Below are 14,098 nucleotides of genomic sequence, written 5' to 3'. Positions count from 1 at the left end.
ATTTATTCCATTGATTTATAAATATCTTGTAGGGAATCTGCGTCAAATTGCAGTAATTGAGCGTTGATAATGCACTCTTCAAGCTGGCAGATAGAAGGATGTGCAAACAATTGCTGGATAGAGATATCAACGTCAAAGATTTCATTAATTCTTGATTGAAGTTGCAGAACCAAGAGCGAGTGCCCACCGAGCTCAAAGAAATTGTCATAACGTCCGATACGATCTATCTTCAATACCGTTTGCCAGATATCAGCCAGTTGTTCTTCAATTTCACCTTGTGGTGCTGCATATTCTTGTGTGATCACTGATGAGTGATCGGGAATGGGGAGAGCGCGGCGATCCAATTTGCCACTTAATGTCAGTGGGAAAGCATCCAACATGACAAATGCGCTGGGGATCATGTAATCAGGCAGGCTATTGCCCAATTGTTCCCGTAGTTCAGGAATATTCAGTGTAGTACCTGATTGGGGGATGATGTAGGCGATCAGCCTTGTATCTGCTGAGTCATATGCACGTGCAACAACCACAACTTGCTGAACACCAGCACATTGGGCCAGGTGAGTTTCAATTTCTTCCAATTCAATGCGATTTCCCCGTATCTTGACCTGAAAATCATTACGGCCCAGATAATCGATGCTGCCATCAGGTAGCCAACGCCCCAAATCTCCCGTTTTATACATCTGTGCTTCCGGGCGATTGCTGAATGGGTCATGAACAAAACGTTCTGCCGTTAGTTCAGGGCGATTTAAGTAACCGCGGGCAACACCAATACCACAAATATGAATTTCCCCGGTCACTCCGATAGGAACAAGCCGATCATGTTTATCCAAAATATAGATTTGTGTATTAGCGATAGGATGACCAATTGGTACTAAATCGACATATTTTTCTGATCCACAACGCCAGGATGTTACGTCAATAGCGGCTTCGGTCGGGCCATATAAATTATGCAGCTCACTGTGAGGGAAGTGAGATAAACACTGTTGTTGCAGGGAATACGGTAAGGCTTCTCCACTACACAAAATCTGACGTAAAGAAGGGCAATGTCCTGCCGGAGTGAGATGAATGAAACTTTGTAGCATAGAGGGAACAAAATGGATGGTTGTGATACCTCTGGATTCAATCTCTTCCAGCAAATAAAGGGGATCTTTGTGACCTCCGGGGCGTGCCATAACTAATTGAGCACCGGAAATCAAAGGCAGGAAAAACTCCCATACTGAAACATCGAAACTGAATGGGGTTTTCTGCAATACGAGATCGTTAGGGTTCAATTGATATTCATCTTTAGCCCAAAGTAAGCGGTTGACGACACCACGATGCTCATTCATTACCCCTTTAGGTAAACCTGTTGACCCTGAGGTATACAGAACATAGGCCAAATTACGCGATGTCAGCCCCAAATCGGTGATAGAGAGATTATCTTCCCGCTGTTCAGCGATAGTTGCCTGCAATTCTTCGCTTTCCCATATCCACAAAGGAGCATTAGTGTCTGGTAAGTGGCTTTGTAACCCATGATGGCTCAGGATAAGTGCCGGTCTACTGTCGGTCAGAATATGCTTGAGACGATCTGCCGGATATTCTGGATCGAGAGGAACATAAGCTGCACCCGCTTTTAATATTCCCAGTAATGCGATGACCATAGCCGGGCTACGTTCCATGCAGAGACCGATGCGATTATCTGCCTGAATACCGGCTGCAACAAAAGCGTGTGCGAGTTTATTGGCCTGACGATTCAATTCCTCGTAAGTCAATTGTTGATTATCACAAACCAGTGCAATTGCTGCCGGCGCATAGTTGACTTGTTGTTCGAATAATTGGTGAAGCAGAATGTTTTGTGGGTAGGAGACGTCAGTTGCATTAAAATTATAGAGAATTTGCTGGCGTTCTGATTCATCCATCAACGGTAAGCTGTCAATAGTCTGTTGATCATCATCTGCCATTACTGTCAGCAAGTTGAAAAAATTGTTCATGAGTTGAGCGATTAACTCAGCATCGAACAACTTAGTATCATAATGAAAACCGCAATTAATCTGTTGATCGACTTCTATAACATTAACCATCAGAGGAACAGGCATCTCGGCATAATAAGGATATGGGAAAGATCGCAGTTCTGCTCCTCCCCAGTGCACAGTCGTACTGCCACTCTGATCCATCCAAAGTGATACCAGGTTACTGATATATCTGGGTTGTTGAAAGGTCATAATCGTCTGGAAAACAGGGTGGGTATCTGCGTGCCGTTGTACCTTAATTTGTTCCAGGATTTTGGGGAAAGGATATTTTTGATTCTCGATAGCCTGACGAATAGTTTTAACTGCTTGTAAGATATGTTCCTGTACAGTCATTTCGCCATTGATTTGACCGCGTAAGGCTACTGGGTTGACAAACTCACCCACCAATTTTCCCCAGGGAGCCCGGCTGCGACCTGGCATTATAGAGCCGACAAAAATATCGTCCTGACCAGTGTAACGATGTAACAGAATTTGATAGGCAGCCAGAAAAATTGCAAACAGGCTATTGCCATATTTTTCCGCCATTGTAAGTAGTTTTTTGGTCAGCGTATCGGAGAGCTTGCCGGGAACCGTAATTTTATCTGTTGCCGAGGGAGATTGGTTAATTACCGGTTTATTGCTAATAGGCAATTGTAATTCTGTTAAATGGCCGCTCAGATTATCGCACCAGAATTGTTGTTGTTTTTTGGCATTGTTACTATTCAGCCATTGCTGTTGCCAGATAACATAGTCTTGGTAACTGCGTTCTGATGCAGGGGGTAATTCTTGTTCGGTTAAGAGCTTGCCCAGTTCTTCCAATAATATCCAATAAGACCAGCCATCAACGGCAAGGTGGTCAAAGGTTAATACCATGACGCTTTCCTGATCATCACATTGATACCAACTGGCATAAACACGTAATGGATTATTCAGATCGAAAGCGTGCCAGCAATCATTACGAACGACTTGTTGTAGCGTTTCTTCACTCAGATCCCTGGCATCATGTCTGGTGATCTTAATCACGGCATTTTCTGCTATTTGGTATCCTAACTTACCGTCATATTGACCAAAACTAGCCCGTAACATAGGGTGGCGTTTTATCAGATGATTGAGTGCGTCTTCTAATTTCTCAGCAGTTAAACCCTTAACTCTGGCACAAAACGCACTATTATTCTGCCCCCTTTGGGCCGGGTTAATTTGATATTGAAACCAACGGCTGCTTTGTGCTTCTGATAAAGCAAATGATTTCAATGTATCAGGATAATTCATTTTATAGCTCCCCTTTTATGGGTATATGGAAAAACAAAAACTTGAGAACTGATAAAACAAAAAAGAAGAACAGAATTTAAGGCCAAAAATATTGGTTAAATAAAGTTCAATAAATTTATTTTCCAGCAGAAAATTAATGCGATGGAAGTACAACGTAATAAAAAAAACATTACAGTGACATGAATGTCATTTCACAGGAAAGTTATAAGTTAATTTCATTTTGTATATAAGCTGTATTTTTTCTTTATTATGGTATTTAAGGTGTTAGATTATATATTAAATAAAAAAACTTTACATAGTGATATTCCCTTTCTTTTATATCTAATTTTATTATAGGTAATAAGTGTTATTATTATGAATATTTTATATAACATAATAATCTAAATGATATATATATCCTATAAAAAAAGAGCCTGTTTAACGAGGCTCTCAAAATGGGCGAGGATATATTTATAATAAGTAGGTTGTCTTTGATCTAGATCATTTTCAGCCAGAATGATGGCTATTGGTGTTTACCTCTTTAATGTGTCCATCTTCCAACTTAATTACGCGTTCTGCAATATCAAAATATGCATCATCATGGCTAATAACAATAACGGTCTTACCACGAGCTTTTAGTTCCGGCAATAATTCTGTATAGAATATTCTTTTAAATACAGGGTCTTGATCCGCAGCCCATTCATCAAATAGATAAATAGGACGATCTTCCAGATAAGCAGACACTAAGGCTAAGCGTTTTCTCTGACCGGCTGAAAGTTCAGTTGTCGAGAATTGTCCGTCAACGATTTTGACTTTATGGCTCATGTTTAAAGCTTCAATATAATGGGTCGCTTTTTCGGTAACATTTGCTCCGGTATTTAACAGTTGATCGAATAGATGGTAATTAGAGAAAACGGCTGCAAAGTATTGACGATAGTGTTCGTTATTTGTCTGATCCATTTTTACACCATTAAGCCAGATAGAGCCGGATTCTTGTTCGAACAAGCCGACTAACAGCATGGCAAGTGTTGTCTTTCCGCTTCCGTTTCCACCGACAATAAAAATAATTTCGCCTTGGGAAATAGTCAGACTCATCGGCCCCAGTTTAAACTCCCGATCTTCTTTGTCGGTAGTGTAGTGGTGAACGACATCTTTTAATTCAAGCGATAGTGACTGTTCATTTGCAAATGGGTTTGGTGTATTAGCTTGTTGTATATACAGAGATTCTTCCAACTCGCTATCCAGTTGTTTCATTTTTTGTAGCGAAATTTCGGCTTGTCTTAATTCTGGAATTGCGCCGATCAATTCGCTGATTGGGCCGGATAAAAATAGAACAATCAGAGTGACTGTCATCAAATTAGAAGGCTCTTGAGGTAACCAGATAGGTACAACAAAAATCATAAAGCCGATGACAATATAAAAGACCACCGAGCCGGCATTCAGTACCCAGGCGTAGTTGTTATTTGCTTTAATACAGATCTCTTTGAATTTTTTCGCGCCGGGAGAAATGACTCTGTCAATAAACGCATTGCCTTTCTGACTATTGAGTTTTAACTCTTTGCTGCCATCGATTAGCTGTTGGAAGCTGAGGTATATCTTATCTACCTGCTCACGCATCTCTTCCATCAGGCGTATAGGGCGCTTTTCCAAGAAATAGAAGATATACATTGTGAGCAGACAGACAACGGTCAGAATGATAAAGAGTTGCCAGGAAATCCAGGCTAAGTAGCCGAAACAAGCGATAATAAGTGTAATATTGCCAAAGGCGGTTGGTGCTAACATAAAGGAGTGTATAAACACATCGACATCTTTGGTCAGAACAGCCAACAGGCCATGTTTCCCGATATTGTTCAGTTTCTTGAAAGGTGCCCGTAATATTTTATTACTCAGACTCAGTCGCAGGGAATAAATCGTTGCCTGGGTTAAATGTGATAGCAGAACTTCTGATAAGGTCTTAGTAATAAAAAAAAGAATGCAGATACCAAAAAAGTTCCAGATAAATGATGAGAGACTAACTGCACCTGTAATTCCCTGGCTAATCATGCCTACTACTGATGCACCCGTAAACCCGCTGATTAATGCAAATATTGTTGATAGAAGCAGCAATATCCAGGATTGACGATAGAGATAAGCTATTAGAGTCATAGAAATAAACCATTATAGGAGATTATGAGTAATATAAAAAAATATATACTGGTCAATGAGACTCAACATGGTTATTTTTTTCTGGTGAAATTTCAAGGAAGATTTATAAACATAAATGTTAATCAATTTAAATCGTGATAAAAGTCACAATTCATAGGTAATAGATTGTAATAGATATTACATTAATTTATGTGTGTTATTTTTTTCGTTAATTGATAGAGTTTATTTGTGATAGCAGAATAAAGAGGTATAAATAATTTCCCCAAGTAATTAGATAGTAACATAGGTGTAATTCTATACAATTCTATATCATCTCATTAACATAGTATATGTTCCCTCTGTCTTTCACGTTGTCTCTTTGTTAGTTAGCTGTGCTCGCTCACTTCTTGCACAGAAAAGAGTGAGAAAGTGATCGATTGCATTATAAATGTTTATTTGAATTAAAAGGTTTGGTTTTAAATAATATTTATCTAATAGCTGAAACGGTTAAATAATGTTTTGTATTATTTGGGCGGTGGATATATTTAATTCTGGAATGATCGTTTCGATTTATTTTTTTATACATATTATCCCAGAAGCTCTATTGGGTATATATCCAATAGAGCTCGAATTACAAATTGAAAGATGAAGCGGATATTAAGTTATCTCAATTGATTAAGTTCTGTAAGGTTTGCCATAACGGATTTTGTTGTGCCAGTTCGCGTTGATCTTCCAACATGCACTCAAGTATTTCTAAAGTCGTCAATGGATTTGCCAGTACAACACGCAAAACAGTTGTTGGTTGTCGATCCCATTGTACGGGTCTGAGACTGGTACGTGAGATAAAAAACTTTCCGGCAGCCCACTGTATAGTCTGGATATTTTGGTTCAGTATATTCAGTGTATCGTGTAGTTTTTTCCGCACAGATTCAGGGGCGTTGCGTAGTGCCGTCAATACCATTGGCGGTATATATCGGTAAGTAAGCAGACAGAGTTGTGGTTCGCTGACTAACTCGAAATCTTCCTGCTGGCGGATAATGTCCGCAAATTGCTGTGCCTTCTCGATACTGCTATCTATTAGTTGGGCAAAACCTTGTCGGCCAAGCAGGTGCAGGTTACTGTGTAACATCAGTGACATCGCACTGCGTGAACCTTCCAGGGTGTGGCGGCCTAAATCTTTCGAACCTTTACGTACAATGTAATTGGCATGTTGGGCGATAGAATCAGTCAGAGTAGGCTGGCGGAACAGTACCATGCCCGTTCCCATAGGGACATACATTTGTTTATGAGCATCAATTGTCACAGTATCAGCGCGCTCAATGCCTTTGAATAAATATCGATAGCGTTCTGACAATAAGCTCGCGCCTCCCCAGGCAGCATCAACATGGAAGTGACACTGCTCGCGCTCGGCGATATCTGCCAGCACGTCCAGCGGATCGATTGAGCCGGTCTCTGTTGTTCCGGCTATTCCGACAATTGCCATGAGTTTGATATTGCGCTGACGCAGGTTTTTCAGATGTGAGTAGAGGGAATCAATACAGATCTGTCCATTTTTGTCGGCATCAACACTGATTAGTGCATCTTGTCCAAAGCCGAGCACATCCACGGTTTTTTTCAGCGAATAGTGTCCTAGTTCTGATACCAAAATCGCCACTCCATTGTAACCGTAATGGAGTAAACCTCTGGCTAGTCCCTCACGCTTGAGACCGGCAAAATTTTCGTCGGCTGGCATGAGCTGATTTCGGCATGCCCACATGGCAGTCAGATTAGCCAGTGTTCCGCCAGAACAGAAGGCTGCCAGAGCATAATCACCACTGTGCAACCATTGTTTATAAAAACTCTCATCACAACCGTATACCAATTTGTGCATCATACCCAACACTTGGCGCTCCAGTACGGTCAGAACATGCGATGTCTCCAGTTTGACTAAATTTTGATTCAGGGCGGTCAATATCTTGCCAAGCGCAGGTAAATGTCTGGGAAGGGCTGATGTCATATGACCAACAAAAGTAGGGGATGACACAGGCATCACTTGGTTAAGAACATTTTCATTCAAATTTTGGATATATTTTTCGGTATCAATGGGAATTTCTGGTATGAATACCGAAGAGAACTTCTGCTCTAGCTCTGCTAGTTCATGTACTGGTTTGTTTAGCTCACGGCAACAATAACCTACAGGGTCATCTGCAATCTTCTCTTCCAGTTCAGACAACGCTTTTTCACCGATATTGGTGGTAAATTGATTGAATAATTCTTGCCATTCTTGTGTGTCCGAATAATTATCGTGAGGAGTCGTCTTTTCTGTTTCATTGTGATTCAGTCTGTCAAGAGAATTCTGCATAGTTGGTTTGCCTCTCCAGAATCGCTAATTAATGTAGTGTGAACAGCATTAATCATATCATTGTTGCGCGCAAGTAGTTGGGTGCAGCTGAACGGTAGGTGTATCCCTTTGGAATACTGGTTTATTGCCTTCTTTGTATCTCTCTTTTTCTGTATTGATCAGATCAAACTAAGGGTGAGATTCATCTATTCTGTATAGATATTATTAAAAATTACTGATGATTTTTCTGTGAAAAAATAATAATAAAACTATACTCAGGTTAATGTGATTTATATTAATTTTCAGATTTTAGTATGTCATGATTGATAAATTGAAAGTAGCCAAATAAATAAGTATTATTAATTTTTATCAGTTTCTTTTATCTATTGATGATGAAAATAGTTTCTTATAGAAAAGATAATCACTACTCAAAAAATAGTATGTGATAAATGGTTGGTTGTTTAATAAAAGTTAAGAACAAATAATTTATGGTGATATCAGAACAGCGGAGAAAGCTGGCTCCAGAAAAATATAAATTTGATCTGAATCACAGAAAGATTTTATTCAATGACTTTAGGATCATTTTTTGAATTTCTTTGTCTCACTTTATAATTATTTTAATTTTTCTGGAGCCATAATTAAAACCATTATCTATTTATGTATTATGGTTCTAATTTAGTTAAATGATGATACTAATAAGTAATGAGGTGATATATGAAAGAGTTAACAATTATTGAATTAGAGCAGGTTGCAGGTGGTGCTTTTGACTGGCATAAAGCGATAAAAGTCGGTATTCACGTCCTTGATAAAGCAATTAATAATACCGTTGATTTCCTTACCAAAGAAGGCTATATCTCGAAAGATTTAGGCGGATTTATTAAAGGTGAGGCAGATGCTTTAGAAAAGTTTGGTTGTGATATAATTGATAGTTTCGATGATAAATAAATTCCAAATTTCAGAGTGCATATTCATAAAACAGAATAATATAGATTTTATATGATTTTTTAATTAATGTACTAGGAAGTTAATATCAATTGTTATCAATAATTAAATAATGAGGTGATATATGAAAGAGTTAACAACCATTGAATTAGGCCAGGTCTCAGGTGCTGGCTCTGTTATGAAGAAAGATGATCCAGCATTGAAAGAAATTGGCGAATACGCAAAGCGCATAATTGATTATATGCCATATGTCATTCGACCAGAATGGCCAGTTATTCCCCCATATATCGAACCAGTATGTGATAACTAATTCAGATAAGTTCTGAACATCAATTTTAAATTTTATATAAGATATAAATCATTAGCTGTTCTATTAGAATGGCTAATGATTTTTCTCAAAATATTCACTATATATTTCAAGGCATAGCAGAAAATCAATTGAAAAATAAATCAAATCTATGACATAGAGATAACACGCTCGGCAGATTTAATTGTTGATGGTCTATGGGCAATAATAATTCTGGTAATATTCAATGCAGAGATTGATTCATTGATATGCGCTTCATTAGTCAAATCCAGATGGCTGGTTGCTTCATCCATAAATAAAATGCTTGGGCGACGATAAAGCGCTCTGGCTATCAATAACCTTTGTATTTGTCCACCAGATAATCCATTGCCTAATTCACCAATAAGTGTTTCATATGCCATTGGCATCAATAAAATATCATCATGAATACTGCAACGTTTAGCACATTCTTGTATAAGTTCAATATCGGGTGAAGGATCAAAACCGGATATGTTTTCAGCGATAGAGCCGGAAAGTAATTTATCGTCTTGCAAAACACAGGCAATACACTTCCGGTAGTTATTTAGACCAATGACATTAATATCAAGCCCATTCATTAAAATAGTGCCTTTATCTGGCTCTAATAACCCGCTCATTAATTTCATGAGTGTTGTTTTTCCAGCCCCAGATGGGCCAACAATGGCCACACTTTCTCCCGCTTTGACATTAAGACTAAAGCCGGATATCACAGGCTTTGATAAGCTATCATATTGATAATATAAATCATGGATTCTCAAATCAACAGGTTGCCCTGAAATGCCGATTTCCCGCGCAGGGGCTTCTCTTTCTGGTTCAGAGAGGACGATATCGGCAATTCTCTCATTATGTAAATTTAACATGCGCAATTTAATTGCCATATCAATCAAATTACTTGCTCTATCCGCAAATTGTCCCCGGTATGCGTTAAAAGCAACAAACATTCCGAGTGTCATTTGGTTGTCTATCACTAATGATGCCCCTAACCACAGGATGATAATTTGTTCACAAGTAGTAATAAAAACATTAATGATATTAAAAATTGAATTTATCTTATTGAGTTTAGTATTTGAGTTCAGGGTATCAATATTCAGGTTTAGCCAGGATTTTGCCCGGGTTTCACATAACCCCAACGCCTTTAATGTATTAATACTGTATAACGTTTCCATAAAATGGGAGTTTGCTCTGGCCTCTTTAACTATCTGTTCCTCAGAAAGCTGTCTGTAATATTGATAGGTCAGGAACCTGACTACTATATAGATAATAGTGAACCCTGATACAATCCAAACCAGCCAGTTACCGTAAAGCAGCATCATAACAAAGACGCTGATCAGCATAATGGTGTCAATAATTCCATTAACAATATTTTGGGTAAAGGTTGTACGAATAATATTTAGTGAACCGAAGCGTGACTGAATATCACCTAACTTACGTTTTTCAAAGTAAGCTAAAGGTAATTTCATTAAATGGTCGAATACACCTGATTTCCATTGCACATCAACAAATGCTTCCATAGTGATGGATATCCAGCTACGTAACGTTGACACACTGACTCTAAATAAGATAAAGAAGAGCAAACCACAGCAAATAATGGTTAAGAGGCTACGATCTTGAGCAACGATAACATGATCCATGACCAATTGTGTCCCCACTGGGAGCAGTATATTAATAGCTTCTATGACAATAGATAAGAAGAAAATTTTCCCCAGAGCAGATTTAATTCCTTGAATATTATTTAACAAGGAGATGATACGTAATCTATTTTGCTTTTTTACGGGAGTAAAATTACTACCCGGCCATAATTCCAATGCAATACCGGTAAAGTGTTTGGAGAATTCCTGAGTACTCATTACCCGTTGGCCAAATGCTGGATCATGAATAGTAATTTTATTTTTTTTTACACTCACTAAGACAACAAAGTGATTCATATCCCAATGTAAAACGCAGGGAGTTTTTAATGCGTGAAGTTCATCAAGATCTAACGACACAGCTCTGGTTTTGAATTTGAGCGTAGTAGCTATACTAATCAATACAGGGAGTGTCGCCCCTCGTGTAGAAATTCCAAACTGACTGCGTAAACTGGATAAATCGATTTGTAACCCATGATAATGAAATACCATTGCTAAACTTGCTAATCCACATTCGGCTGCTTCAGTTTGTAAAATCTTGGGGATTCTTCTTCTGAATCCTAAATTCAATTTTTCCGTAATGACGTCAAAAGATGCTTTATTCATTGTTAGGGCCTGTTAATGTTTTTTGCATATCATAAAATGGTGAGAACATCCATTGATAAAGAGGTCTTTTTTCAAGGAAGAAAGTAGACTGGGCTTTCATGCCATTAGATAAATATAGTTTTTTTCCATTATAACTAAACTGATTCTTATTCAGACTGACTAACACCTTATAATAAGATCCGGCTTTTTCCCCAACCTTATTTATCGGTGAACTTTTATAGTGAGACATTTCTTGAGAGGAGGCCGGGACATATGAAATATTATTGATATGCCCTGAAAACTGGCCGAATTTTTCAAATGGAAAGGCATCATAACGTATATTAATTGCATCACCTTTTGTAATGTAGGGTAAACTGTTATTAGGAACCCATAGGATTAAATAATAAGTTGGTTTTACATCATTTGGGATCACCTGTGCCAAATTATCATTTGTAATGACCATTTGCCCCACGGTAAATCCAAGTGATTCAATACGCCCATCAATAGGGGAGGTAATGAATAAGGAGCCACTGGCAGCCATTTCGGCTAGTTGCCGCTGTAGATCATCTTGTTGAATTTTGTATTGTGAAATTTGTTTATCAAAATCTGCTTTTTTGAGCATAATATCACTATTCAGATTTGTGATTTTTAATGAATCGCTGATATATTGGCTGTATAGATTTTGGTATGTATTTTGCTGCTGATAATAAGAGTATCCATAGTTATTAAATTGATCTTTAGTAATAAGCCCTCGTTTCTGATAGCTCTTATAGTTTTTCATGTTTTCTTTTGCAAATTCAACGCCCTGACGTGCATTTTCAACGATAACTCTATCCTTCTCGTGGGATAATTCATACTGTCTTTTTTGTTCTTCAAGGCTTTCTAAAGTGATGCGTTTATTATATTGCAAGTTTTGAATGATATTATTGACTTGTGTTAATTGATTTTTGAGGGAGTTCTTTGTATTAGTGCTGATTTTGCCTGACTCCGTAATTTGGCTGAAGTCTACCTGATAAATTTTTTGGCCTTTTTTTATTATGTCTCCTGCTTTGACAAATGCTTTTGAAATAAATCCTTGTTGAGAAGATAAGATGTTTATTGGATGGGGATTAGTGATGACCTCGCCATAAACGCTAATACGCCTTGTATAATTTCCAAAAGTAATAAATATAAATAAAACAGTTAAAAAAGTTAATGAAGCAATACAAATAACCCATGCCGGAATTTTTGCTATCAATAGTGCTTTTCCCGTCCATTTGGATTTTTGGTTATCTAAGGCTTCTTGCCTAAATAACTTATTCATAGCAGTCATATATAATTAATCTTCATACTTTATTTAATGATTATGGCTTGAGGAATAGCTGAAAATATCAATTTATCAATGTGATGTTGGTAGATTTGGCCTGCCTGATGCAATATCACTGTAATATAGTTAACCTGAATGCCACTTCAACCATTAACAAAATTTCTTAATATGGATTTTTAAAATTTCGTCTTGGAATATTAAGAATAGGCAGGATTATTGCAATATTTTGAGGGCTTATAAAAGAAAAATCCGCGTCATCACGCGGATTTTAAGCATAAATATCATCGATTAGTATCGGACAAGATAAACAAATTTATTCGTAGATCAGACGTTGAACAAGAAATTCATTACATCGCCATCTTTAACAATATAATCTTTTCCTTCAGCCCGCATTTTACCTGTTTCTTTTGCGCCTTGTTCACCTTTATAGGTGATGAAATCTTCAAATGAGATAGTTTGAGCGCGGATGAAGCCTTTTTCAAAGTCAGTGTGGATTTTACCCGCAGCCTGTGGCGCCGTTGCACCTACCGGGATTGTCCATGCACGCACTTCTTTTACCCCTGCTGTGAAATAGGTTTGCAGGTTCAGCAACTGATATCCGGCACGAATAACACGGTTCAAACCGGGTTCTTCCAGCCCCAGCTCTGCCATGAATTCTTCACGATCTGCCTCTTCCAGCTCTGCGATATCCGCTTCAATAGCTGCGCAAACCGGAACAACCACAGAACTTTCTTGTTCTGCAATGGCACGAACAATATCAAGATGTGGGTTATTCTCAAAACCATCTTCATTGACGTTGGCAATGTACATCGTTGGTTTCAACGTCAGGAAGCTCAGATAGCGAATGGCAGCTTTTTCTTCCGTGCTCAGGTTTAAAGAGCGCAACATGCCTGCTTGTTCAAGATGAGGAAGACATTTTTCTAACACTTCTAATTCAGCTTTGGCATCTTTATCACCACCTTTAGCTTTCTTCTGAACGCGCTGGATAGCACGTTCGCAAGTATCCAGATCTGACAATGCCAGCTCGGTGTTGATGACTTCAATATCGGCAGCGGGATCAACCTGACCGGAGACGTGCACGATATTGTCGTTGTCGAAGCAGCGTACAACATGACCGATCGCTTCCGTCTCGCGAATGTTAGTCAGGAACTGGTTACCCAGACCTTCGCCTTTTGAAGCACCTTTTACCAGACCAGCAATGTCCACAAATTCCATTGTGGTTGGCAGGATGCGCTGTGGTTTTACGATTTCAGCCAGCTGGTCGAGACGTGGATCCGGCATTGGTACAACACCCGTGTTTGGCTCGATAGTGCAGAAAGGGAAGTTTGCTGCTTCGATACCTGCTTTGGTCAGCGCATTAAATAATGTAGATTTCCCAACGTTAGGCAGGCCAACGATACCGCATTTGAATCCCATAGATTTATCACCTTTGATCACTTATAAACCGACAGATAATAGTCTGTCGGTGAGTTATAAAAAATTGGCGTTATTATACACGCAATAGTCTGACGCGCCACGCACTACTCCCCGGATCTGTAGGGCAAACGGGTCTAAATTATACTGACGTAAAACCCACCGTGAGGACTTTCAGCATGTAACCATTATCCCATCCTGCTTTCTGACGCTTAGTTTTCA

8 protein-coding genes are annotated in these 14,098 nt (G+C 38.6%); 2 read left to right on the top strand and 6 right to left on the bottom strand.

Annotation, left to right across the window (positions count from 1 at the left end; genetic code table 11):
- Positions 1–2: 2 nt before the first annotated feature.
- The 3 genes from Xbud_RS10265 to panP form a co-directional block, all read right to left on the bottom strand.
- Positions 3–3,257 (bottom strand): non-ribosomal peptide synthetase, encoded by a 3,255-nt coding sequence (locus Xbud_RS10265; protein WP_099135982.1) that lies wholly within the window; start codon positions 3,255–3,257, stop codon positions 3–5.
- Between the two features lie 486 nt (positions 3,258–3,743).
- The gene (locus Xbud_RS10260) at positions 3,744–5,381 is read right to left on the bottom strand and encodes a cyclic peptide export ABC transporter (RefSeq protein ID WP_099135981.1); all 1,638 of its coding nucleotides are present in this window, start codon (positions 5,379–5,381) and stop codon (positions 3,744–3,746) included.
- 646 nt (positions 5,382–6,027) lie between these two features.
- On the bottom strand, positions 6,028–7,701 hold the full coding sequence (gene panP, locus Xbud_RS10255) for a pyridoxal-dependent aspartate 1-decarboxylase PanP (RefSeq protein ID WP_099135980.1): 1,674 nt from the start codon (positions 7,699–7,701) through the stop codon (positions 6,028–6,030).
- 693 nt (positions 7,702–8,394) lie between these two features.
- On the opposite strand from panP, the gene Xbud_RS10250 reads away from it, so the two are divergent.
- Positions 8,395–8,625, top strand: coding sequence for a hypothetical protein (locus tag Xbud_RS10250; RefSeq protein WP_099135979.1), 231 nt, complete (start codon positions 8,395–8,397; stop codon positions 8,623–8,625).
- A gap of 121 nt (positions 8,626–8,746) precedes the next feature.
- Positions 8,747–8,932 (top strand): hypothetical protein, encoded by a 186-nt coding sequence (locus tag Xbud_RS10245; protein ID WP_099135978.1) that lies wholly within the window; start codon positions 8,747–8,749, stop codon positions 8,930–8,932.
- 146 nt (positions 8,933–9,078) lie between these two features.
- Here the strand turns inward: Xbud_RS10245 and Xbud_RS10240 are convergent, their stop codons facing one another.
- The 3 genes from Xbud_RS10240 to ychF all read right to left on the bottom strand — a co-directional run bounded on the left by Xbud_RS10240 (position 9,079) and on the right by ychF (position 13,879).
- Entirely contained in the window at positions 9,079–11,178 is a 2,100-nt protein-coding gene (locus Xbud_RS10240; RefSeq protein WP_099135977.1) for a peptidase domain-containing ABC transporter, read from the bottom strand.
- Entirely contained in the window at positions 11,171–12,469 is a 1,299-nt protein-coding gene (locus tag Xbud_RS10235; protein ID WP_244589907.1) for an HlyD family secretion protein, read from the bottom strand. The genes Xbud_RS10240 and Xbud_RS10235 overlap by 8 nt, the downstream gene beginning before the upstream one ends.
- A 318-nt stretch (positions 12,470–12,787) precedes the next feature.
- The gene (gene ychF, locus Xbud_RS10230; protein ID WP_099135976.1) at positions 12,788–13,879 is read right to left on the bottom strand and encodes a redox-regulated ATPase YchF; all 1,092 of its coding nucleotides are present in this window, start codon (positions 13,877–13,879) and stop codon (positions 12,788–12,790) included.
- Between the last annotated feature and the right edge of the window lie 219 nt (positions 13,880–14,098).

It is taken from the genome of Xenorhabdus budapestensis (assembly GCF_002632465.1).
GTDB lineage: Bacteria > Pseudomonadota > Gammaproteobacteria > Enterobacterales > Enterobacteriaceae > Xenorhabdus > Xenorhabdus budapestensis.
The sequence above is the reverse complement of the archived record's forward strand: the minus strand, read 5'-3'. Positions and strand labels throughout refer to the sequence as shown.

Bases quoted from the DNA above. Each gene is read 5' to 3' on its own strand.
- Xbud_RS10265 (WP_099135982.1), bottom strand. From the start codon at position 3,257: ATGAATTATCCTGATACATTGAAATCATTTGCTTTATCAGAAGCACAA.
- Xbud_RS10260 (WP_099135981.1), bottom strand. From the start codon at position 5,381: ATGACTCTAATAGCTTATCTCTATCGTCAATCCTGGATATTGCTGCTT.
- panP (WP_099135980.1), bottom strand. From the start codon at position 7,701: ATGCAGAATTCTCTTGACAGACTGAATCACAATGAAACAGAAAAGACG.
- Xbud_RS10250 (WP_099135979.1), top strand. From the start codon at position 8,395: ATGAAAGAGTTAACAATTATTGAATTAGAGCAGGTTGCAGGTGGTGCT.
- Xbud_RS10245 (WP_099135978.1), top strand. From the start codon at position 8,747: ATGAAAGAGTTAACAACCATTGAATTAGGCCAGGTCTCAGGTGCTGGC.
- Xbud_RS10240 (WP_099135977.1), bottom strand. From the start codon at position 11,178: ATGAATAAAGCATCTTTTGACGTCATTACGGAAAAATTGAATTTAGGA.
- Xbud_RS10235 (WP_244589907.1), bottom strand. From the start codon at position 12,469: ATGACTGCTATGAATAAGTTATTTAGGCAAGAAGCCTTAGATAACCAA.
- ychF (WP_099135976.1), bottom strand. From the start codon at position 13,879: ATGGGATTCAAATGCGGTATCGTTGGCCTGCCTAACGTTGGGAAATCT.